General features: G+C 64.6%; 19 protein-coding genes and 5 tRNA genes. 8 read left to right on the forward strand and 16 right to left on the reverse strand.

All coding sequences use genetic code 11. From position 1 onward, the window contains the following. Positions 1–37: 37 nt before the first annotated feature. Positions 38–844, forward strand: coding sequence for a bifunctional hydroxymethylpyrimidine kinase/phosphomethylpyrimidine kinase (thiD, locus tag ACZ9H4_RS20765; protein ID WP_408144174.1), 807 nt, complete (start codon positions 38–40; stop codon positions 842–844). Between the two features lie 502 nt (positions 845–1,346). On the opposite strand, the gene ACZ9H4_RS20770 is transcribed toward thiD, so the two are convergent. The 4 genes from ACZ9H4_RS20770 to tsaB are packed head-to-tail and all read right to left on the reverse strand — an operon-like array spanning position 1,347 to position 4,978. Next, entirely contained in the window at positions 1,347–2,387 is a 1,041-nt protein-coding gene (locus ACZ9H4_RS20770) for a DUF1853 family protein (RefSeq protein ID WP_476120612.1), read from the reverse strand. Then, positions 2,387–3,637: a uracil-DNA glycosylase gene (locus ACZ9H4_RS20775; protein WP_476120614.1), complete on the reverse strand. Its 1,251-nt coding sequence runs from the start codon at positions 3,635–3,637 to the stop codon at positions 2,387–2,389. Before ACZ9H4_RS20775 ends, ACZ9H4_RS20770 begins: the two co-directional genes overlap by 1 nt. Then, positions 3,624–4,118 (reverse strand): ribosomal protein S18-alanine N-acetyltransferase, encoded by a 495-nt coding sequence (rimI, locus tag ACZ9H4_RS20780; RefSeq protein ID WP_408144170.1) that lies wholly within the window; start codon positions 4,116–4,118, stop codon positions 3,624–3,626. The genes ACZ9H4_RS20775 and rimI overlap by 14 nt, the downstream gene beginning before the upstream one ends. Beyond that, positions 4,115–4,978 (reverse strand): tRNA (adenosine(37)-N6)-threonylcarbamoyltransferase complex dimerization subunit type 1 TsaB, encoded by an 864-nt coding sequence (gene tsaB, locus ACZ9H4_RS20785; RefSeq protein ID WP_408157024.1) that lies wholly within the window; start codon positions 4,976–4,978, stop codon positions 4,115–4,117. Before tsaB ends, rimI begins: the two co-directional genes overlap by 4 nt. A gap of 158 nt (positions 4,979–5,136) precedes the next feature. Here tsaB and ACZ9H4_RS20790 point away from each other — a divergent pair, with 158 nt between their 5' ends. From ACZ9H4_RS20790 to aceA, 3 genes are all read left to right on the forward strand, one after another. After that, positions 5,137–5,406, forward strand: a complete 270-nt coding sequence (locus ACZ9H4_RS20790; protein WP_408144167.1) for an acyl-CoA-binding protein — start codon at positions 5,137–5,139, stop codon at positions 5,404–5,406. A gap of 484 nt (positions 5,407–5,890) precedes the next feature. Further along, positions 5,891–7,522 carry a DEAD/DEAH box helicase gene (locus tag ACZ9H4_RS20795; RefSeq protein ID WP_408324136.1) on the forward strand — a complete coding sequence of 544 codons (1,632 nt, stop codon included), beginning with the start codon at positions 5,891–5,893 and terminating at the stop codon, positions 7,520–7,522. 420 nt (positions 7,523–7,942) lie between these two features. Beyond that, positions 7,943–9,247, forward strand: a complete 1,305-nt coding sequence (gene aceA / locus ACZ9H4_RS20800) for an isocitrate lyase (RefSeq protein WP_408144205.1) — start codon at positions 7,943–7,945, stop codon at positions 9,245–9,247. 287 nt (positions 9,248–9,534) lie between these two features. Here aceA and ACZ9H4_RS20805 read toward each other — a convergent pair whose 3' ends face one another. Both ACZ9H4_RS20805 and ACZ9H4_RS20810 read right to left on the reverse strand, forming a co-directional pair. Then, positions 9,535–9,969 (reverse strand): universal stress protein, encoded by a 435-nt coding sequence (locus ACZ9H4_RS20805; protein ID WP_408144164.1) that lies wholly within the window; start codon positions 9,967–9,969, stop codon positions 9,535–9,537. A gap of 158 nt (positions 9,970–10,127) precedes the next feature. After that, on the reverse strand, positions 10,128–11,030 hold the full coding sequence (locus ACZ9H4_RS20810; protein WP_408144162.1) for a LysR family transcriptional regulator: 903 nt from the start codon (positions 11,028–11,030) through the stop codon (positions 10,128–10,130). 172 nt (positions 11,031–11,202) lie between these two features. Between ACZ9H4_RS20810 and ACZ9H4_RS20815 the strand changes: the two genes are divergently transcribed. Further along, positions 11,203–12,048, forward strand: a complete 846-nt coding sequence (locus tag ACZ9H4_RS20815; protein ID WP_476120618.1) for a (S)-2-haloacid dehalogenase — start codon at positions 11,203–11,205, stop codon at positions 12,046–12,048. 75 nt (positions 12,049–12,123) lie between these two features. Then, on the forward strand, positions 12,124–13,725 hold the full coding sequence (aceB, locus tag ACZ9H4_RS20820; RefSeq protein WP_476120620.1) for a malate synthase A: 1,602 nt from the start codon (positions 12,124–12,126) through the stop codon (positions 13,723–13,725). Positions 13,726–13,961: 236 nt separating this feature from the next. On the opposite strand, the gene ACZ9H4_RS20825 is transcribed toward aceB, so the two are convergent. Together ACZ9H4_RS20825 and rraA are read right to left on the reverse strand one after the other, a co-directional pair. Next, positions 13,962–14,363 (reverse strand): gamma-glutamylcyclotransferase family protein, encoded by a 402-nt coding sequence (locus ACZ9H4_RS20825; RefSeq protein WP_121317490.1) that lies wholly within the window; start codon positions 14,361–14,363, stop codon positions 13,962–13,964. A gap of 72 nt (positions 14,364–14,435) precedes the next feature. Beyond that, a complete protein-coding gene (rraA, locus tag ACZ9H4_RS20830) occupies positions 14,436–14,930 on the reverse strand; it encodes a ribonuclease E activity regulator RraA (protein WP_476120622.1) in 495 nt (164 codons plus the stop codon). 196 nt (positions 14,931–15,126) lie between these two features. Between rraA and ACZ9H4_RS20835 the strand changes: the two genes are divergently transcribed. Further along, a complete protein-coding gene (locus ACZ9H4_RS20835; protein ID WP_408144154.1) occupies positions 15,127–16,026 on the forward strand; it encodes an AraC family transcriptional regulator in 900 nt (299 codons plus the stop codon). Positions 16,027–16,035: 9 nt separating this feature from the next. Here ACZ9H4_RS20835 and ACZ9H4_RS20840 read toward each other — a convergent pair whose 3' ends face one another. The 7 genes from ACZ9H4_RS20840 to gltX all read right to left on the reverse strand — a co-directional run bounded on the left by ACZ9H4_RS20840 (position 16,036) and on the right by gltX (position 18,940). Then, a complete protein-coding gene (locus tag ACZ9H4_RS20840) occupies positions 16,036–16,500 on the reverse strand; it encodes a GNAT family N-acetyltransferase (protein WP_408144152.1) in 465 nt (154 codons plus the stop codon). 143 nt (positions 16,501–16,643) lie between these two features. Further along, a tRNA-Asp gene (locus ACZ9H4_RS20845) sits at positions 16,644–16,720 on the reverse strand. 54 nt (positions 16,721–16,774) lie between these two features. After that, positions 16,775–16,850: transfer RNA gene (locus ACZ9H4_RS20850), tRNA-Glu, on the reverse strand. A 61-nt stretch (positions 16,851–16,911) separates the two neighbouring features. After that, positions 16,912–16,988: transfer RNA gene (locus ACZ9H4_RS20855), tRNA-Asp, on the reverse strand. Between the two features lie 103 nt (positions 16,989–17,091). Then, positions 17,092–17,167, reverse strand: a tRNA-Glu gene (locus ACZ9H4_RS20860). Between the two features lie 163 nt (positions 17,168–17,330). Further along, positions 17,331–17,406, reverse strand: a tRNA-Ala gene (locus ACZ9H4_RS20865). A 124-nt stretch (positions 17,407–17,530) separates the two neighbouring features. Then, positions 17,531–18,940, reverse strand: a complete 1,410-nt coding sequence (gltX, locus tag ACZ9H4_RS20870) for a glutamate--tRNA ligase (protein WP_408144150.1) — start codon at positions 18,938–18,940, stop codon at positions 17,531–17,533. 692 nt (positions 18,941–19,632) lie between these two features. Here gltX and ACZ9H4_RS20875 point away from each other — a divergent pair. Further along, on the forward strand, positions 19,633–20,583 hold the full coding sequence (locus tag ACZ9H4_RS20875; protein WP_408144148.1) for a patatin-like phospholipase family protein: 951 nt from the start codon (positions 19,633–19,635) through the stop codon (positions 20,581–20,583). Positions 20,584–20,812: 229 nt separating this feature from the next. Here the strand turns inward: ACZ9H4_RS20875 and ACZ9H4_RS20880 are convergent, their stop codons facing one another. Then, complete coding sequence (locus tag ACZ9H4_RS20880) at positions 20,813–21,478, reverse strand: C40 family peptidase (protein ID WP_408144146.1); 666 nt, start codon at positions 21,476–21,478, stop codon at positions 20,813–20,815. Positions 21,479–21,574 lie beyond the last annotated feature (96 nt).

The raw sequence follows: 21,574 nt of genomic DNA on the forward strand, positions 1-21,574 counted from the left end.
CGAGCGTGCCCGCGCCTTCCTTCTTCCTCGCTTGACCATGACGCAAACGATTCCCAATGTGCTGACGATCGCCGGTTCCGACTCGGGCGGCGGCGCCGGCATTCAGGCCGATCTGAAGGCTTTCTCGGCGCTCGGCGCTTACGGCGCGAGCGTGATCACCGCGCTCACCGCGCAGAATACGCGCGGCGTCACCGCGATTCACGCGCCGGACCCGGCCTTCATTACCGCGCAACTCGACGCAGTGTTCGACGACATCCGCATCGACGCGGTGAAGATCGGCATGCTGGCGAACGCGCCGATCGCCCGCGCGGTCGCCGATGCGCTGCGTCGTCACAAGCCGAAGCACGTCGTGCTCGACACGGTGATGATCTCGAAGAGCAATCATGCGCTGCTGCTGCCGGATGCGGTCGCGGCGGTGCGCGACGAATTGCTGCCGCTCGCGGATCTGCTGACGCCCAATCTGCCCGAAGCCGCCGCGCTGCTCGGCGTGCAGCCGGCTACCGACGAAGCCGGTATGGTCGAACAAGGCGAAGCGCTGCGCGCACTCGGCGCACGCGCGGTGCTGATGAAGGGCGGCCATCTGAGCGCGGCGGATAGTCCCGACTGGCTGGTACAGGACAGCGGCACATTGCGTCTGGGCGGCCCGCGCGTGCCGGTGAAGAATACGCACGGCACGGGTTGCACACTGTCGTCGGCGATTGCGGCGCTGATTCCTCAACGCGGCGATCTCGCGAGCGCGGTGGCCGATGCGAAAGTTTATTTGACCGGTGCGTTGCAGGCTAGTGATCGGCTCGATGTAGGCGGGGGTGTCGGGCCGGTGCATCATTTTTATCGGTGGTGGTGAGCGGCGCGGTGTAGGGGGCGTGGTTGGCTGTCCGCTGTGTTTCACCGCTGCTTGTACGGCGTTTCTTTTGTGTCTGGTCAGGACGCGCGCCTGGCACGCTGAAGCAGCGCGAGTGTTCGATCGATCGGCAGTGGAGCGCAGCGAGACCGTGACGTGGTTCGCGTAGCGACGAGCGGGTGAGTTGTACCGCCTGCTGCTCCGCTTACGCCGCGCGTAGTTCCGCACTTTCCCGAGCCACTCGTCCGGCACGGTGAAACCCACAAAAACGTTCCGACCGATCGTTACTGGCGAGTGGCGAGATCGTGATTGGCTTCGCGTTGTGTCAAGCGACTACGTCATACCGCCTGCGACTCCGCTACTGCCGCGCCGTAGTTCGCGTCTGCTCGGGCCGCTCGTACGCACCGTCAAATCCGGCAATCATTCCGATCGATCGTCCCCGGCGAGATCGTGACACGTGCTTCGCTGCGTCGAGAGCGACTGCGTCGTACCGTCTGCCACTCCACTACTTCCGCGCGTAGTTCCACGCCTGCTCCGGCCACTCGTCCGGCACGATGAAACCGCGAGAGCGTTCGACCAGATAGCCGGCACGATCCTCGACAAGAGCGACGACCATCGCCGGTCCATGCCGAGCTGAAATCTGCGCCGCAAGCGTTTGCGCGTCGACCCAAAGCGATCCAGCGGCCTCGCTCCCACCCTGCTCGTTTTCCTGCGCAACGCGCCTCGGTGCAAGCCATTCGAGCCGCGGCAACTGCCGCCACTTTTGCGCCTGCGCCGCCGCGAACGCCGGCCAATCGCTGCGCGTGGTCCACCAGCCGCGGCCATGCGCCGGATCGAGTTCGACGGGGTCCGCCGGCCTCTCGCCATGCCGGTAAAACAGCCAGCCTTTGACGAACATCTCCGGCGTCCACGGCCCCGCATAACCGACCGACGCGAACTCTTCGCGCGCACTCAACGGCAGTTGATGGTTCAGCAGATGCGCGAGCTTGAGATCGAAGCGGTCTTTCAGATTCGGCCCGACGTAATCAGCGAGGCGCGCGTGCGCTTGTGACGTTCCCTGCCCCTCCTCGCGCCCTCCGCCCGCATGCAGATAACACTTCACCGCCAACTCCCAGTGCAGCCGCGCGCCCTCACGCGACTCCACGAGAAAATCGCATTCGCCGAGCGTGATGCCCGCGCGCCGCAACGGCACACCGGCCGCGACCAGCCGCGCCGCCGGCCCGTGTTGCAGGAACCAGCCGAGCAGCCGTTCGGCGTATCGGCCAAGACGCGTGATGCGCGTCGCCGCGAGCTCGAGATGCAGCGGCTGCGGCGCGGCGTCGAGCGCACACAGCCAGGCGACGCTTGCCTGAAGTTCCTGCTGGGAATCGAAGGGATTCGCGAGCGCGCCCATCGGCGCTTGCGGGCGCAACAGGTCGGCGCTCAGCAGCAGCCATGCGAGATCGCGCACGGCCGGGTCGCGCAAGGTGCCGAGCAACGAATCGAGGAGCGCGGCGTGGTTGCCTGGCGCGGCGGCGACATGCGCCGCCGGTCCACCGGCGGTCATCACTTCGCCGCGTTCGACGGCGCGCCGCCCGCTGCGTGCCACGTATCGCGGGCGAGGCATAGGTCGGCCCAGGCCTTCGCCTTGTCGGGCAGCCGGCGCAGCAGATACGCCGGGTGATAGGTGACGATCACCGGGACGCCTTCGTACTCATGCACGCGACCGCGCAGCGCCGAAATGCTCGCTTCGGTCTTGAGCAGACTCTGCGCCGCGAAGCGGCCCATCGCAACGATCAGCTTCGGCTTGACCAGCCCCACCTGACGTTGCAGATACGGCTCGCACTGCAGGACTTCGTCCGGCTCGGGATTGCGGTTGCCGGGCGGCCGGCATTTGATCACGTTGGCGATGTAGACATTGGTGTCGCGCGCGAGCGCCAGCGAATGCAGCATGTTGTCGAGCAGCTTGCCCGCCTGACCGACGAACGGCTCGCCGAGACGGTCTTCGTTCTCACCGGGCGCTTCGCCGATCAGCATCCAGTCCGCGGCGCGATCGCCGACGCCGAATACGGTGTTCGTGCGCTTCTCGCACAGACGGCACTGGCGGCAATCGGCAACGCGCTCGCTCAGCGCGTCCCAGTCGAGCGTGTGGACGGCCGGCAGTTCAGGCGTGTCACGGCGGGCTTCCAACGGCGCGTGTGCAGGCAGGTCGTCGAACCATGCGAAATCGTCGTCGGGCGGCGCATCGAATGGCGGCGGCTCCGGGGAGCGCGGCTGCCCGACTGGCTGGCGCTGCGGCGCCTGCTGAGATTGCTGGGCGGATTCGCGTGTTGCGGGCGGCTGTGTTTGCGCCTGTGTTTGCGTCTGTTGCCGCACTTCGACGGGCGTTGCTGGCCGGTCCTGCGCGGCATCGTGCGCGGGCTGCATCCGACGCTCATCACCCTCGCTCTGTTGCGTGGATCGCGACGGCTCGCTCGCCCGCGCCGAGGCGGCGCGATCATCGAACCGCTCCCGGGCGCCCGCCGACGGAGCCACCTGCTCGCCGCGAACCGGCGCGCGGTGCTCGCCCGGCATCTGCGGGCGCTCGGCTTGCCGCGCCTCGCCGGCACGCATCGCGGGCCGTTGCGCATCCTGTGCGAGAGCCGCCGACGCTTCCCCTGCCCCGTGCACATCGTCGAGACGCGCACCATGCGCAGCTAGCGCATCCGCACGCGGCCCGGCGCCGACATCCTCGACCTTCGGCTGCACCGCCATCCCGCGACGCACCCACAGCGTCGTCAGGCCGAACTCTTCCAATACCGATTCATGCAGCGCCATCTGCGCCCTCCGTGGCAAACGAGAAACGCATCACGATGGCGTCCTCCCGGCTGCGATGCCGCGCCGGATAATAGTTTTTGCGCCGGCCGATCGACGCGAAGCCGAAGCGTTCGTACAGCCGGATCGCCCGATGATTCGACGGCCGCACTTCGAGCAGCAGGCCCTCGAGTTTTTCGGCGTGCGTGATGCGCACCGCCTCGCGCAGCAGCGCGAGGCCGGCGCCGGCACCTTGCGCGCTGGGCGCGACGCACAGGTTGAGCAGATGCATTTCGTCGACGACCGGCATCAGCACACAATAGCCGATCAGCGTGCCGGTCACGTGCCGCAAGCAGACACCGAAATAGCCGTTGCGCAGCGAGTCGCCGAAATTGCCCCGGCTCCACGGAAACTCATACGCGACCTTTTCGATAGCGGCGACCTCGTCCAGATCGCCTTCGGTCATCGGCGACATGTAGCGGTCCGCGAGCAACACGCCGCTCATTGCCGGCCCTCGCCGTGAGGTGCGCCGGCGGCGGGCGCGGGCTGGGTTGCGCTGTCGCGGGCATCCTGAGGGCTCTGCGCGAGTCCCGCGTCCCGTTCGGCCTTCGCGGCCTTTTCTGCCTTCCCGGCTTTCTCTGCAATACGCTCCGCCGTGGTCTGCGCAACCTTGTCGCGCACGTATTCCGGCGCGGCCTGGTCGGCGGGCACCGTGCGGCCGGCGCGAAACGCACGCAGCGCCGCGTGCGCGAGCGGCACCGCATGCGGCAGCGCTTCGCCGTCGACCGTCCGCGCGGCGGCCGCTGCAGGCAGCCGCGCGCCGAACGCCGCGGCGGCGTTGCCGGCCAGCGTGAAGGGCGTGTCGGGCAGCACCAGCCGCTCTGGCGCATCGAGCGAGGCCGTCTGAACGGTGCGCCATTCCTGTTGGGCCTCGTCCCACGCGTAGTCGGCCCAGTAGATTTCGTCCATGCGGGCGTCGAGCGCGGCGAGTACGCGCGTCGCCGCCGGATCGCGCAGCCGCGCGCTCTCCGCGCAGGCCAGCAGTGTGCTGACCGGCACGACCGGCAGGTTCAGGCCGAACGCGAGGCCTTGAGCGACGCCGGTCGCGGTACGCAGGCCCGTGAACGATCCGGGACCGGAGCCGAACGCGATGGCGTCGCAGTCCGCGAGCGTCAGGCCGGCTTCGTCGAACAGTTCGCCGATGGCGGGCAACAGCCGCGTGCTGGAGACCGCGCCGGTCTGCTCGTGGCGAACCCAGAGCCGGGGGGCCGCGCCAGTTTGAGCGGCGTCGACGGGAACGGACAGCAGCGCGACCGAACAGAATTCGGTCGAGGTATCGAGGGCAAGGAGCACAGTTTGAGTCATGGACCGTATTGTAATCGGCGCCGCGCGCGTCAATGAGGTTTGGCGTTGCGTCCTGGCGGCGGCGCCGTTTGGAATAAGCCCTCGCCCACGCGAGCGCATGCAGTTGTTATCATCGTCGGCCGATCCTCATCTGACCCCGCCCGGCGGGCAACACCACCATGACAGACATCGACGCCCAATTCGCCAAAGCCCACGAAGAAGTGCAGCAGTTGCCGGAGCGTCCGGGCAACCTCACGCTGCTGCGCCTCTACGCGCTCTACAAGCAAGCCACCCGCGGCGACGTTCAGGGCGAGAAGCCGGGCTTTACCGACATCGTCGGCAAATACAAGTACGACGCGTGGGCCGCGCTCAAGGGCACCGCGCAGGACGCTGCGAAGCAGCAATACGTCGAGCTCGTCGAATCGTTGAAGAACGGCGCCGCGGCCTGAGCGCGCGAAGCGGCGGGCGACGCTCCAGTCGGGGCTTTCTTTCGAGCACCGACAACGCGCCGCGACGCTGCCCAGCCGTCCGAACGACAGCGTTCAGCAGCCGGATTCGCAAACTTTTCGGCTCGGAAATGTCCTAATAGTGGCGCAGTGCAACAAAACCCTATATAATGCGGCCTGCGCTTCACTGCTTTGCCCGCTTCAAGTAGCGGCCCTTGCGGCGCAGCGCCTCGTAGCGTTTAGCTCCAATCCAGTTTAGAACCTGTCCCCTCCTGCCTAGCCCACTTCGGGCGATCATGTCCCAGGCTGGCGGCACGCCGTGTTGGCATGTCGCATCCGATACAGCTTCTAACGAAAAGCTCGCCTTCATTGTCGCGAGCTGCCCCCGTTTTTCGATTTGCTCGCTGCTTCTTTGCTCGCTGAATCCGACGACTTGGGTATGCCGATTGGCGCCGACGTTTTAATTCCCTGTGTACCAAGGATTCTCATGACTTCGAGCAACACCTCCAGCCCGTTGAACGCCATCGCCGATCAGGCACTCGGTCTCGCCGACGCACCCGCACAAGCCGCAGCCGTTGCTGCCGCTCCGGAAGCCGTCGCCGCTGAAGCCGCAGTCCCGACCGGCCCGACGTTCGCGTCGCTTGGTCTCTCCGCGGATGTCGTCTCCGCGCTGACCGCCGCTGGTTACCAGAACCCGACGCCGGTTCAGCAACGCGCCATCCCGGCCGGCATCGCCGGTCGCGATCTGCTGGTCTCGAGCCCGACCGGTTCGGGCAAGACCGCCGCGTTCATGCTGCCCGCCATCGAGCGTTTCTCGCAACTGCAAAAGGCGCAAGCCAGCCAGCCGCGTGAACCGCGTCCGGCCGACGGCGCCCGCAACACGCGCCGTCCGCAACCGGTTGCCCGTCCGACCATGCTGGTCCTGACGCCGACCCGCGAACTCGCGATGCAGGTCACGACCGCCGCCGCCACGTACGGCAAGCACCTCAAGCGCCTGCGCACCGTCAGCATTCTGGGCGGCGTCGCTTACGGCCAACAGCTGATGCTGCTGGCGAAGAACCCGGAAATCCTGGTTGCCACGCCGGGCCGTCTGATCGACCACCTCGAACGCGGCCGTATCGACCTGTCGCAACTGCAGATTCTCGTGCTCGACGAAGCCGACCGCATGCTCGACATGGGCTTCATCGAAGACATCGAAACGATCGTCGCCGCTACGCCGGCTACGCGTCAGACCATGCTGTTCTCGGCCACGCTCGACGGCAAGATCGGTTCGCTGACCGGCCGTCTGCTGAAGGATCCGGAGCGTATCGAAATCGTTCAGCGTCTGGAACAGCGCACCAACATCGCGCAAACCGTCCACTACGTCGACGACCGCGATCACAAGGACCGTCTGCTCGACCATCTGCTGCGTGACGAAGGCCTCGACCAGGCCATCGTGTTCACGGCAACCAAGATGGACGCCGACCAGCTCGCAGGACGTCTTGCCGACGCCGGTTTCGAATCGGCCGCTTTGCACGGCGATCTGCCGCAAGGCGCGCGCAACCGCACCATCAAGGCACTGCGCGAGCGTCGCGTGCGCGTGCTAGTGGCAACGGACGTCGCCGCTCGCGGTATCGACATCCCGGGCATCACGCACGTGTTCAATTACGACCTGCCGAAGTTCGCCGAAGACTACGTGCACCGTATCGGCCGTACCGGCCGTGCCGGCCGCTCGGGTATCGCGGTGAGCCTCGTGCATCACGCGGAACAAGGCGCGCTGAAGCGCATCGAGCGTTTCGTGCGCACCCCGCTGCCGGTCAACGTCGTCGAAGGCTTCGAGCCGCGTAAGTCGGCGCCGACGGGCAACGGCCGTCCTGGCTTTGGCGGCCGCGGCCGTCCGGGCGGCGGTAACGGCGGTGGCCGTCGTTTCGGCAGCGGTTCGGGCAAGCCGGCCGGCAACGGCGGCGGTTCGCGCAGCGGTAGCGGTAGCGGCGGCGGCTGGGCCGGCAAGTCGGCTGGCGGCGGTTCGCGTGAAGGCGGCTTCGGTGGCGGCTCGCGTGAAGGCTACGGCGGTTCGCGCGACGGCGGCTACGGCGCACGCCGCAGCGACGGCCCGCGCACGGCGCGTCGCGGCAGCTAAGCTATCCGGCAGCAGTAGCAGGATCAGCATGTAAAAGACTCCGGACGGCTTCGCGCCGCCCACTCAGTCGGAAGAAACCGGTGCTCAGGCACCGGTTTTTTTTCGTCCGTAGCTTGAGCATCCCTAAATTTCACGATGTGGTAAATTTTTTTGCGTCGTAAAAAATCATGCTGCAAGGCACAAGAGGCGCCGTTGCAACAGGGGAAAAGTCGTTTCTCTATGTGGAACAGTGATCGTAACGCATTGAATAAAAACAATAATAAATATACGAAAAACACTTCCGGTCGACTATTGCGGGATCTTCGGTTTGCCTAGACTCTTATATAAGACTTCACGAAACGAAACGCCTGACGGCCAGCCGCTTCGACGAAGACAGAGTCACCCATCCATTACAGGCAACCCAAGGAGAACACGATGACCATCACCCGCGAAGAACAGGCGAAGCAACTCCAGCAGCAATGGGATACCGATCCGCGCTGGAAAGGCATCAAGCGCACCTACTCGGCGCAGGACGTGATCCGTCTGCGCGGTTCGGTTCAGGTGGAACACACGCTCGCCAAACGCGGCGCGGAAAAGCTCTGGGAAAGCGTCAACAACGAGCCGTTCGTCAACTCGCTCGGCGCACTGACCGGCAACCAGGCGATGCAGCAGGTCAAGGCAGGCCTGAAGGCGATCTATCTGTCCGGCTGGCAGGTGGCGGGCGATGCGAACGTCGCCGGCGAAATGTATCCGGACCAGTCGCTGTATCCGGCCAACTCGGTGCCGCTCGTCGTGAAGCGCATCAACAACACGCTCACGCGCGCTGACCAGATCCAGTGGTCGGAAGGCAAGAACCCGGGCGACGAAGGCTATATCGACTACTTCGCCCCGATCGTCGCCGACGCGGAAGCCGGTTTCGGCGGCGTGCTGAATGCGTTCGAACTGATGAAGGCGATGATCGAAGCAGGCGCCGCGGGCGTGCACTTCGAAGACCAGCTCGCGTCGGTGAAGAAGTGCGGTCACATGGGCGGCAAGGTGCTCGTGCCGACCCGCGAAAACGTCGCCAAGCTGACCGCCGCGCGTCTGGCCGCCGACGTCTCCGGCGTGCCGACCGTGCTGCTCGCCCGCACGGACGCGGAAGCCGCCGACCTCGTGACCTCGGACATCGACGAGAACGACAAGCCGTTCCTGACCGGCGAACGCACGGTCGAAGGTTTCTACCGCACGAAGCCGGGCCTCGAACAGGCGATCTCGCGCGGTCTCGCCTACGCGCCGTACGCGGACATGATCTGGTGCGAAACCGGCAAGCCGGACCTCGAGTTCGCGAAGAAATTCGCCGACGCGATCCACAAGGAATTCCCGGATCAACTGCTGTCGTACAACTGCTCGCCGTCGTTCAACTGGAAGAAGAACCTGGACGACGCGACCATCGCCAAGTTTCAGCGCGAACTCGGCGCGATGGGCTACAAGTTCCAGTTCATCACGCTGGCCGGCTTCCACGCGCTGAACTACTCGATGTTCAACCTCGCGCACGGCTATGCCCGCAACCAGATGACGGCCTTCGTCGAAATGCAGCAGGCCGAGTTCGCCGCAGCCGAAAAGGGCTTCACCGCGGTGAAGCATCAGCGCGAAGTCGGCACCGGCTACTTCGACGCCGTGACGCAAACGGTCGAACGCGAAGCGTCGACGACCGCGCTGCACGGCTCGACAGAAGACGAGCAGTTCTTCGACAAGAAGGTGGCCTGACAGGCTACGCGACAGGCCGCGTCGTCGCCGAGCATGTCGGCCTCGCGGCCTGATCGCCGAAACGCCAGCGCAGAAGACGATTAAACGGCTCCGATAGAGAGCCGCCGTCACAGGGAGGAGCCGCGTCGCCGGAGGTATCGACTCTCAGCCCCGGCGGCCGGAGTCTGGGAGAAAACTCGCAGCAGCGGAGAAAGCGCCGGCACAGCGCAGCGCGCCGGCGAGTAGTGGCGCGCCGGCTTCGCCGCCGGCGCGCTTTTTGACGCCCCCAGGCGCTGCCCAACTGCCGTTCAGCGGTACACGATCACCGGAATCTTCGTATGCGTCAGCACCCGCTGTGTTTCGCTGCCGATCAGCAGACTGCCTAGGCCACGCCGCCCGTGCGACGCCATGAAGATCACGTCGCAAGCACCCTGCTCCGCCGCTTCGATGATGCCGAGGTAAGGCGCCGGATGGACGCTGGTCCGGCTGTCGACGACCACGCCGACACGCCGCGCGGCCATCTCCACTTCCCGCAGATGCACGCGCGCTTCGCGCTCGCTGCGCTGCAGGAATTCGGCGGGCGGCTCGACCACCACGTCGGAAAACGGCGAGTACGGATATTGCGGCAGGCACGCGTATGCGGTGATCCGCGCGCCGACGGCCTGCGCCAGATCGATCGCGCCGTCTATCGCTTTGTGTGACAGGTCGGAACCATCAGTCGGAACCAGGATGTGCCTGAACATGATGCCCTCCGTCGCCGGCTGCGCGCAGCGCGGCGTGAGCGTCCAACGAGGCTCGGCTTGTAAGCCGCTTCAATCGATTGTAGGTCGCGGAAATGAGGGCATGGATTCACCAGGGGTCTGTCCGCATATCGGAAACGGGTTGCTCGCGACGCCGCGCATCAGCCCCAGTAGCCGGGATGGCCATACGTATGCTTGAGAAAGTCCAGAAACAGCCGCACCCGCAGCGGCAGATGGCGGCGCTGCGGAAACACCGCGTGGATGCCGATTGGCGGCGCGGCGAATTCGTCGAGCACGCTCACGAGCCGCCCCGCCGCGATGTCGGTGCCGACTTCCCACCAGGAGCGCCACGCGAGTCCGTGGCCGGCGAGACACCACTCGTGCAGCACTGCGCCGTCGGAGCATTCCATCGTGCCGGACACTTTGATCGACACCACCTTGTCGCCCTGCTGGAACATCCAGCCGCGCTGCTGGTTGGCGCTCGCACCGAGCGCAAGACAGTTGTGCCGCGCGAGATCGGCCAGCGTGTGCGGCGCGCCGCGCCGGCTCAGATAGCCCGGCGACGCCACGCACACGCGCCGGTTTTCGCCGAGCTTCAGGGACACCAGCGACGAATCCGGCAATTCGCCGAGCCGCACCGCGCAATCGAAACCTTCGTTGACCAGATCGACGAGCCGGTCGGAGAGATCGAGTGTGATCGACACGTCCGGATGCGCGACGGTGAACGCCGGCACCAGCGGCGCGACGTGCCGCCGCCCGAAACCGGCCGGCGCCGACAGCCGCAGATGGCCGCTCGCCTTCACGCCCCCCTCCGACACGCTCGCTTCGGCGTTCTGCATGTCGTGAATGATGCGCTGGCAGTCTTCGAGGAACGCGGAGCCTTCGAAAGTCAGCGTGATCTTGCGGGTGGTGCGCACCAGCAGCTTGACGCCGAGCCGCTCTTCAAGCGCGTCGACGCGGCGGCCGATGATCGCGGGCGCGACACCTTCGGCCAGGGCGGCGGCCGACAGGCTGCCCTTGGCCGCGACGGCGACAAAAGTTTCGATCTGCTTGAAACGATCCATAGGAGATGCGCGCCGCGAGGCCCGAAGGAGATTGCTCGGACTACGCGTGAAAGTGAGGGTGCGCGTCAGATTAGGTGGATGAAAGTAAAAGATCAAGTGATGTTTAGCTTCTTTTTTAGCGTCGAGTATCACTAATACAATCCGTCCTGACCTCTGACAGGAGTGCACGGCAATGTCGGCCACAACGACACCTTCCCCCCAAGCAGTGATTTTCGACGCGTATGGCACGCTTTTCGACGTGCATTCGGTGATCGCCGCCGCCGAGCAGATATTCCCCGGTCACGGCGACGCGCTCTCGCAGCTGTGGCGCCAGAAGCAGATCGAGTACACGCAACTGCGCACGCTGGCCGCTCCCGCCGACGCACCCGGCGCGCACTACCGGCCGTTCTGGGACATCACGCTCGACGCGCTGCGCTTCGCCGCGAAAAAGCTTCAGCTCACGCTGGGCCGCGCCGCCGAGAAGCGGTTGATGGACGAATACGCGTGCCTGTCCGCGTTTCCCGATGCGGTGCCGGCGCTGCGCGCGTTACGCGACGCGGATGCAGGCCCTGAACCCGCGTCGACGCCTTTGACGCCCGCCGCCGACGAACCCGTTGCACGCCTCGGCCTCGCGATTCTCTCGAACGGCAATCCGCAGATGCTCGACATTGCGCTCAAAAGCGCCGGTATGTGCGGACTGTTCGACCACGTGCTTTCCGTCGACACCGTGCGCGCCTACAAGCCCTCGCCCGCCGCGTACGCACTGGGCACGCGAGCCTTCGACGCACCGCCGCGCGACATCGTCTTCGTGTCGTCGAACGGCTGGGACGTGGCGGGCGCGACGTGGTTCGGCTTCACCACGTTCTGGCTCAACCGGCAAAACGCTCCCGTCGAAGAACTGGGCGTCGCGCCGCATGGTACGGGCGGCGGCATGAACGACCTGCTTGCTTTTCTGCAGGCCCTCGCATCGCCTCGCCGCTCAGTCAGTTCTCCGAACCATCCCGGCAGCCACCGCAGACGCCACAGCCCTGGCACGTGACGGCGGCTCCACGGACTATCCCAACGCTTTTTCAACATCCACGATTTGCACAATCTGACCGACCAAGGAGAACACATGGCGAATTCGCTCTCATCACTGTCGCTGCCGCAGGGCATGGACATCTCGGCTGAAATCAAGCCGGGCTTTGACGCGATCCTCACGCGCGAAGCGCTCGAACTCGTCGCCGCGCTGCATCGCACGTTCGAGCCGCGCCGCCAGCAATTGCTGCAGGCGCGCGCGGAGCGCACAAAACGGCTCGACGCCGGCGAGCGTCCCGACTTCCTCGCCGAGACGAAATCCGTGCGCGAGGGTGACTGGACAATCGCGCCGCTGCCGCAAGACCTGCAATGCCGCCGCGTGGAGATCACCGGTCCGGTCGAGCGCAAGATGATCATCAACGCGCTGAACTCGGGCGCTGATTCGTACATGACCGACTTCGAAGATTCGAATGCGCCGAGCTGGGACAACCAGATCACCGGGCACATCAATCTGAAGGACGCGGTGCGCCGCACGATTTCGCTTGAGCAGAACGGCAAGTCGTACCGGCTGAACGACAAGGTCGCCACGCTGATCGTGCGTCCGCGCGGCTGGCATCTCGACGAGAAGCACGTGAAGGTGGATGGCAAGCGCGTGTCGGGCGGCATCTTCGATTTTGCGCTCTTCATGGTGCACAACGCGAAGGAACTGGTCGCGCGCGGCTCGGGCCCGTACTTCTATCTGCCGAAGATGGAGAGCCATCTGGAAGCGCGTCTGTGGAACGACATCTTCATCGCCGCGCAGGAAGCGGTTGGCGTGCCGCGCGGCACGATTCGCGCGACGGTGCTGATCGAGACGATTGTCGCCGCGTTCGAGATGGACGAGATTCTGTACGAGCTGCGCGAGCATAGCTCGGGGCTGAACGCCGGCCGCTGGGACTACATCTTCTCGGCGATCAAGAAGTTCAAGGCCGATCGCGATTTCTGCCTCGCCGACCGCTCGCAGATCACGATGACCTCGCCGTTCATGCGCGCGTATGCGCTGTTGCTACTGAAGACCTGCCATCGCCGCAACGCGCCGGCGATCGGCGGCATGAGCGCCCTGATCCCGATCAAGAACGACCCGGCGGCCAACGACAAGGCAATGGCCGGTGTACGCTCCGACAAGGCACGCGATGCCGGCGACGGCTACGACGGCGGCTGGGTCGCGCATCCGGGCCTCGTGCCGATCGCCATGGAAGAGTTCGTCAAAGTGCTCGGCGACAAGCCGAACCAGATCGGCAAGCAACGCGTCGACGTGCTCGTCACGGCCATCGACCTGACGGACTTCCGTCCCGAGACGCCGATCACCGAAGGCGGTTTGCGCAACAACATCAACGTCGGCATTCACTACCTGGGCTCGTGGCTCGCGGGCAATGGCTGCGTGCCGATTCACAACCTGATGGAAGACGCCGCTACCGCGGAAATCTCGCGCTCGCAGGTTTGGCAGTGGATCCGCTCGCCGAAGGGCAAGCTCGACGACGGCCGCAAGGTGACGGTCGAACTCGTGCGCGAGCTGGCGGTGCAGGAACTCGATAAGGTCAAGCAGGCGGTGGGCGGCGATACGAAGCCGTACGAGCGCGCCGCGCAGATCTTCGAGGAGATGTCGACGTCGGAGCAGTTCACCGACTTCCTGACGCTGCCGTTGTACGAGGAGCTTTGAGGTTGCTGACGCGCGTCCTGCCGTCCGGGCGTGTGGCGCTATGCGGTGGATAAGCTCCGCGTGATGCTGTAGCGGCTGTAGCGAGGTGCCTTCATTCCCCTATGCGGATTCAAGGCGGCTCGAGCCGCAAGACTGACCGACCGCACGGCCCGCCAGGCGCAAGCCTGCCGGGCCTTTTTTTTCACGCGTCACGCCTGTCACCTTTCGCCGATTCGCCGTACGGCGCGCTCAGCCAGTCAGCGCGAGTTTCGGTATTCGACCCAGTCGCCGGATTTGATTTCAGGCAGGCCCTTCACCGCATTCGGCGTGACCGGATAGAAACGGCAATTCACCACGTCGCCGTCCACCTTCACCATCACTTCGCGCGCGAGAAAGCGATCTTCGACGCCGGGGTAGACGGCTTCGATTTCGTCGAGCACCGCGACCAGTGCATCATCGATTTCGTAGACGTCGCCGATCACGTCGACGCCCGCTTCGTCGACGACAAGACCCGGATAGAGACCGAAGTCGAACAGATGGCCGCGCACCGAGGCCGTGCCGAGCAGATTCGGCGCGTCGATCTCGTTGCGCGCCGCGGCTTCGCTGATGTCGTTCACTTCACCGGCACGCAGCGTGCCGTATACAAAGACGGTTTGCATCGTCGTTCGCTCTCCTTGAATGAGGGTGTGGCTTCCGGTCAGGCCACGGTTCAGCCGGCGTTCCTGTTCAATTCAATTCAGCGCCGCGCTCGCGACGAGCACGCCGTCGATGTCCGCGTAGATCCATTCGCCGGGACGCACCAGCGCACCGGGCAACTGCACCGCCACGTCACGCTCGCCGGCACCGCGCTTCTCGGCGCGGCGCGGGCAGGTCGCGAGCGCCGCCACGCCGACGTTGACCTCGTTGAGTTCCAGCGTGTCGCGCACGCAGCCGTTCAGCACGATGCCGGCCCAGCCGTTCTGCTCCGCGATCTGCGCGAGATCGCCGCCGACCAGCGCGCAACGCAGGCTGCCGCCGCCGTCGACCACCAGCACGCGGCCCGCGCCCTTCTCTTCGAGCGTGGTGCGCACGAGCGCGTTGTCTTCGAATACCTTCAGCGTCACCGCCTCGCCGCTGAAGCACTCAGTGCGACTGAACAGGTGAAAGACCGGCTCGAGCACGCGCAGCGTGCCGAGTGTCAACTGGTCTTCGTGCGTGTCGCACAAGTCCGCGGTAGCAAAGCTCATGGGGGTCTCCTCTAGGGCGGGACAGTCGGGACATTATGCAACGGCGGGCTGCGGCCAACATCTACAATGATGAGGCCCGCCGGGAGTGTGGTCGCGGAGTTATGGTCGTGGACCTGTGAACGCGGAACTTGCGCATCCGGTATCGCCACGCACCGCGCCGACTTCCGGCACTCCGTTCCCTGGACCGATCTTCGCCATGACTTCGTCCGCCGACACCGAATTGTCGAGCTTCGTGCGCTTCGCCGACATTCCGCCCGAGTTCCAGCCAACCGAGACGCACCCGATCCGCGTGCGCTCGCGGCAAATGCCGTCCGGCTGGCGCATCGCGCGTCATACGCATGCGTGGGCGCAGGTGGCGTATGCGTCGCGCGGCGTGCTGCGCGTCGCGACGACAGGCACGACCTGGATGGTGCCGCCATCGCGTGCGATCTGGGTGCCGCCGCATGTGACGCACGAGGTAGTGGCCGTCGAAGATGCGTTTCTGCGCACGCTCTACATCACCGAAAGCACGGTGCCGGCGGGGCTCGATACGCCGCGCGTCGTCGAGGTTTCGGATCTGCTGCGCGAAGTCATCGCCGCGCTCGATACGCCCGGCATTTCGGCCGCACGCGAACAGTTGCTCGGCGCGCTCGCGCTCGACGAACTGACGCGCTCGGAGCCGCTGCCGCTGTCCGTGCCGATGCCCAATGAAAAACGTCTGCGTGCGCTATGCGAGGCCGTGATCGCGGATCCGACTCACGGCGAGTCGCTCGAACAATGGGCGTCCAGCGTGGGTGCGAGTACGCGCACGATCGCGCGGCTGTTTCGGCAGGAATTGGGGGTGAGTTTTTCGCAATGGCGTCAGCAGGCGATCCTCGCGCGCGCGATTCCGCTGCTGAGCCAGGGACGGCCGCTCTCGCATGTCGCGCGGGAACTCGGCTATCAGAGCCAAAGCGCGTTCTCCGCGATGTTCCGGCGCGCGTTCGGTAAGAGTCCGCGCGCATTCATCGAGCGCGGCTCGGAGCATCGCGTGGAAGACGGCGAACTCGGCACCGCGGAGACGGACGACGAATCGGCGCAGGATCGCGCGAACGCGTCGAACGGCGCCGCGAACTGAGTGTCGATCTCAGACCCGCCGCGCGAGATGACGGATCGCGCCGAGCTGTGCCAGACGCGGCCCCGCGAGCTTGTAGCCCTTGCGCTGATACAGCCGCGCCGCGGGATTGTCCACGAACACGCGCAACTGCAATTCGCGCAGCCCACGCTCGCGCGCCCATTGATGCGAGATGTCGAGCAGATACGTGCCGGCGCCGTGCCGCCGATGACCTTCGGCAATCTGCACATCGCGGATATGGAGGGAATCGCCCTCCTGCGTGATGCGCAACACGCCGATCGCCTGGCCGTCCACTTCGAGAATAAAATTCTCCGACTCGCGCCAGCTGCCGAGAAACAGATCGGCCCGCCACACGAGATGGTGCCGGCGATAGTAGCCGCCCATGTTGTTGCGAGTCAGCGCCTCGGCGAACTCGAAATCGTCCATGCTGGCATTGCGCAGATGAAACGGTGACGGAGCTTCGGTTGGATCGAACATGGCGGAACACGAAGATGGGTCGGTCAACGGTAAAACAGCGCGCGCACGCTGGCAATGGCTGTTTGTCCCGAGGAGCATACCAGGCGGGATGGTCGGCGGAAATAAAAAAAGCCCACTTCTTTCGAAGTGGGCTTTCTCAAATCTGGCGGAGCGGACGGGACTCGAACCCGCGACCCCCGGCGTGACAGGCCGGTATTCTAACCAACTGAACTACCGCTCCAGATTTTGCACCTACTGCACCGTTCAAACTTCCAACCGAACGACGCCGATGTCTTGGCGTCCCCTAGGGGATTCGAACCCCTGTACTCACCGTGAAAGGGTGATGTCCTAGGCCTCTAGACGAAGGGGACAACGTACTGCTTACACCTTTAATGAAAAAGCCCGTTCAGATTTGAATGAACGGGCTTTGTCTGGCGGAGTGGACGGGACTCGAACCCGCGACCCCCGGCGTGACAGGCCGGTATTCTAACCGACTGAACTACCACTCCAGTCTTTACACCCAAGCTTGCGAGCGTCGGTTATTTCTCTGCAAGCTGCATTGCTTTACTGCCAATCGGGCTTTAACCCGAACACTAAAGCGACGCTGATGTTTGGCGTCCCCTAGGGGATTCGAACCCCTGTACTCACCGTGAAAGGGTGATGTCCTAGGCCTCTAGACGAAGGGGACATAATCTTTTCAGATTTGTCTTTAATCTGCTGCTAACTCACGCTAACTTCTTAGTTATTTCGTTTTGCCAACAGCAAAGACCGATATTCTAACTACGTTTCAAGCGCTTGTGAAGTCTTTTTTTCTACAACTTCCAGACTTCTGAACAACTTTACTCTTTTGTTGGTGGAGGTAAGCGGGATCGAACCGCTGACCTCTTGCATGCCATGCAAGCGCTCTCCCAGCTGAGCTATACCCCCTGCACATCAGAGAAACGAGATTTTAGTGGCCAATCTGCGCTTTGTAAATACCCTTTGCGCAATTACATGCGACTTTTTTCAAGCCGCATGCAAACCCTCTCAACGCGCGTATGAACGCACCCGCTTACGCCAGCGCTTTTTCAATACGGCTCACGACCACGTCACGGCCAAACAGCATCAGCACGCTGTCGATCGACGGCGTGTGCGTCGTGCCTGCCACCAGCAGACGAACCGGCATCGCCAGTTGCGGCATCTTCAGTTTGTGCGTGCCGAGCGTCGCCTTCAGCGCGGCGGCGATCGCCTCCTTGCTCCATTCGACGGTCTTCAGTGCGGCGGCCAGATCGGCCAGTGCCGGACGCACCACGTCGGTCACGTGCTGCGCCAGCGATTCGGCATCGGGCGCCGGTGTGCGATAGAACATGGCGGCGTTTTCCGCGATCTCCTTCACCGTCGACGCGCGATCCTTCAGCAAGCCCACCACTGCGGTCAGATCCGCGCCCTGTGCAAGCGCCGCTGCGTCGATACCCAACTCGGCGAAGAACGGCTTTGCCAACTCCGCGAGACGCGCGTTGTCGGCTTCCTTGATGTAGTGCGCATTCAGCCAGTTCAGCTTGTCGTGGTCATACTGGGCCGGCGACTTGCCGAGGTGATCAAGATCGAACCATTCGACGAACTGCTCACGCGAGAATACTTCCGCGTCGCCGTGCGACCAGCCGAGTCGCGCCAGATAGTTGACCACCGCTTCCGGCAGATAGCCGGCATCGCGATAGCCCACCACGCTCATCGCGCCATGGCGCTTGCTCATCTTCTCGCCCTGCTCGTTCAGCACGGTCGGCAAATGCGCGTATACCGGCGGCTCGCCGCCCAGCGCACGGAGAATGTTGATCTGGCGGGGCGTGTTGTTCACGTGGTCGTCGCCGCGGATCACGTGCGTGATGCGCATGTCCAGATCGTCGACCACCACGCAGAAGTTGTACGTCGGCGTGCCGTCGGGACGCGCGATCACGAGATCGTCGAGTTCCTCGTTCGAGATCTCGATGCGGCCCTTCACCGCGTCGTCCCATGCGACCACGCCCGTCAGCGGGTTACGGAAGCGCAGCACCGGCTGCACGCCTGCCGGGGGCTGCGGCAGCACCTTGCCCGGTTCGGGGCGCCACGTGCCGTCGTAGCGCGGCTTTTCGCCGGCTTCGCGCTGCCGTTCACGCAGCGCGTCGAGCTCTTCGGTCGACATGTAGCACGGGTAAACGAGCCCGGCGTCCTGCATCTCTTTGAGCACTTCGCGGTAACGGTCCATGCGCTGCATCTGGTAGAACGGGCCTTCGTCGAAATCGAGGCCGAGCCACGCCATGCCTTCGAGAATGGCATCGACGGATTCACTGGTGGAGCGCTCGACGTCGGTGTCCTCGATCCGCAGCACGAAGGTCCCTTTCATCTTGCGCGCGAACGCCCACGGATAAAGCGCGGAGCGAATGTTGCCGAGGTGGATGAAGCCGGTGGGACTCGGTGCGAAACGGGTACGAACGGAGGTGGTCATTAGCGGTTACTCGGAAGACTGGCGCCGGCGCCCGGGCGGACATAGCCCGTCAGGCGCGGCAGCGGACCGCGCCCATGCGGCGGAAAAGCGCCGTGCATGGACACGAGGGAATTAAATGCGAGAGGCGAATTATACCTTCCGCGCGCGCGTTGCCTGGCCTCGGCCGAATGGACGATGGCGGTGTCCGCGAGGCCTCGGCTAGCGTGTGGAATGGGCTTTAAGGGCTGGCTTGGCGGTGTCGGCGCGCGTGCGCCCGGCAAACTTCCGGGATGTATCGTGCGAGCAGTGGACTGCGGCGCCCGCTGGCCTGGTCGCAGGGCTATGTTTTCAACGGGGACCGCCTGAAGGCAACCGAGCCGCTCGCGCGCTGCGCGAGATGCGTGTTTCGCCGAGCTGAGCCGAGGCGCTTGCGCACCGCTCCGGCCGCGCACGTGCGCCGAGCCCGAGCCCGAGCAGCCGCCCTGAAGCCTCGGCGAAACCGCCCCAAGCCACTCGAATGCTTCCTCTGCAACGTTTCATTACCAGCCCGCCGCGCGCATGGGCCTTTGATTTATGATGTGCGCGCGCTGCGGTTGCCGATAGATCCGCAGTGCGTGGAATTGCCGCTGGCGATCCTGTCCGTTTGACTATCGGTCTGAACGCGGCCCGCGGCGACGCCGGTCGCGTCGCCCGCGCCGTTGCTGGAGAACTCGTTGAAACCCTCGTCGCCCCGTCTCGCCCGCCGCAACTTTTCATTGGCAGCCGCCTCGGCGGTGCTGGCCGCCTGCACCACGACCGGCGGCGGCAAAACCGACAACTCGCCGGTCGCCGCCACGCCCACCGCCAACCCGCCGCCGCTCGACAAAGCGCAGCGGCCGGTCCGTGTCGCGCTGGCGCTGGGCGGCGGCGCCGCGCGCGGCTTCGCGCACATCGGCGTGATCAAGGCATTGGAGGCGCGCAACATCCATGTCGATCTGGTGGCTGGCACCAGCGCCGGATCGGTGGTCGGGGCGCTGTACGCATCGGGTATGAACGGCTTTGCGTTGAACAAGCTCGCGCTGACCATGGACGAGGCGTCGATAAGCGACTGGGCGATGCCATTTCGCACGCGGGGCTTCCTGCAAGGCATCGCGCTGCAGAACTATCTGAACACGACGCTGAACAACCGTCCGATCGAGAAGATGGCGAAGCCTCTCGGCGTGGTGGCCACAGATCTGAAAACCGGTCAGCCGATTCTGTTCCAACGCGGCAACACGGGCGTCGCGGTGCGCGCGTCGTGCAGCGTGCCGTCGATTTTCGAGCCGGTGACGATCGGCGGTCACGAATATGTCGACGGCGGTCTGGTGAGCCCGGTGCCCGCCTCGTTCGCACGCAAGATGGGCGCGGACTTCGTGATCGCCGTGGATATTTCGCAGCGCCCGGAGAGCGGCCTGACCGCCAGTTCGTTCGACGTGCTGATGCAGACCTTCACCATCATGGGCCAGACGATCAAGGCCTATGAACTCGACAAGTACGCCGATGTCGTGATCCGGCCAAATCTGGCCGCGATGAGCGGCAGCGATTTTTCGCAGCGCAACGCGGCGATTCTCGCGGGCGAGGAAGCGGTGGCGAAGATGATGCCGGAGTTGCAGCGCAAGCTGGCCGCGAGCCGGGCGACGGCGTAAGTTGGCCGGGGCGGAGGCTGGGACGGCGCCGGTGGGCTGTCAGCGGCACGGCAGCCGGTCAAAGTTCGGGCGGAGCCCTCAGCAAGAGCCGGCGCAAATTCAGCCTATCCGGCCCGAAAATCGCACAAGACAACCACCTCGCCGCTCTCAAACCGCCACCAGAATGCAAAAAGCCTGCTTCATCCGAAGCAGGCTTTTTATCGCGCTTAAAACACCGACGCGGCCGGAATCAGTTATTCCCGCCGATCGTCGCATTCACGCGCTTGCGCAGATCTTCGCCTTCCTGATACGACGCCTCGATCCGGCGCGCACCGGTGAAGCGCTTTTCCCAATAGCCGCTATCCATGTCGTCGACGCGGATCGTGCTGCCCGTGGACGGCGAATGCACGAACTTGTTGTCGCCGATATAGATGCCCACGTGTGAGAACGTACGGCGCATCGTGTTGAAGAACACCAGATCGCCCGGCTTCAGGTCGCTCACGCGAACCTTTTCGCCGACGCGGCTCATTTCTTCCGCGCGGCGCGGCAGCGCCATGCCGAGCGTGTCCTGGAACACGTAGCGTACGAAACCGCTGCAATCGAGCCCCGAATCAGGCGTGTTGCCGCCCCAACGGTAGCGAACGCCGATCATGTTCAGCGCGCCGACCACTACGTCGCCCGCTTTGCCAGCCATGCCGGACAGGAACGATTTGGCGCCGCTGTCGCTGTCGGAAGCGCCTGCTTGCGGGCTGGAGAAGGACAAGGGATTCGACCCGGTGGAGGTCGAAAGTGAGGCATTCTGATTGAAACTGCTTACTTCGTCGGCGAAAGCGCCGGGAGCTGCTGCCATCAAGACGCCAATGAACATCCCGGCGACGACGCGCGTGCAAGCCTGGGTTAAGTTTCTGTGCCGCATTGGTCGGTAGTTTTTGCCAAAAAATCAGGGGTCTACGGAAAAAAGTTTGGTCGATACTAGCCAGTAAGTATTCACGTGTCAAAACAAATAGAAAAA

It is taken from the genome of Paraburkholderia sp. TE9906, assembly GCF_056279605.1.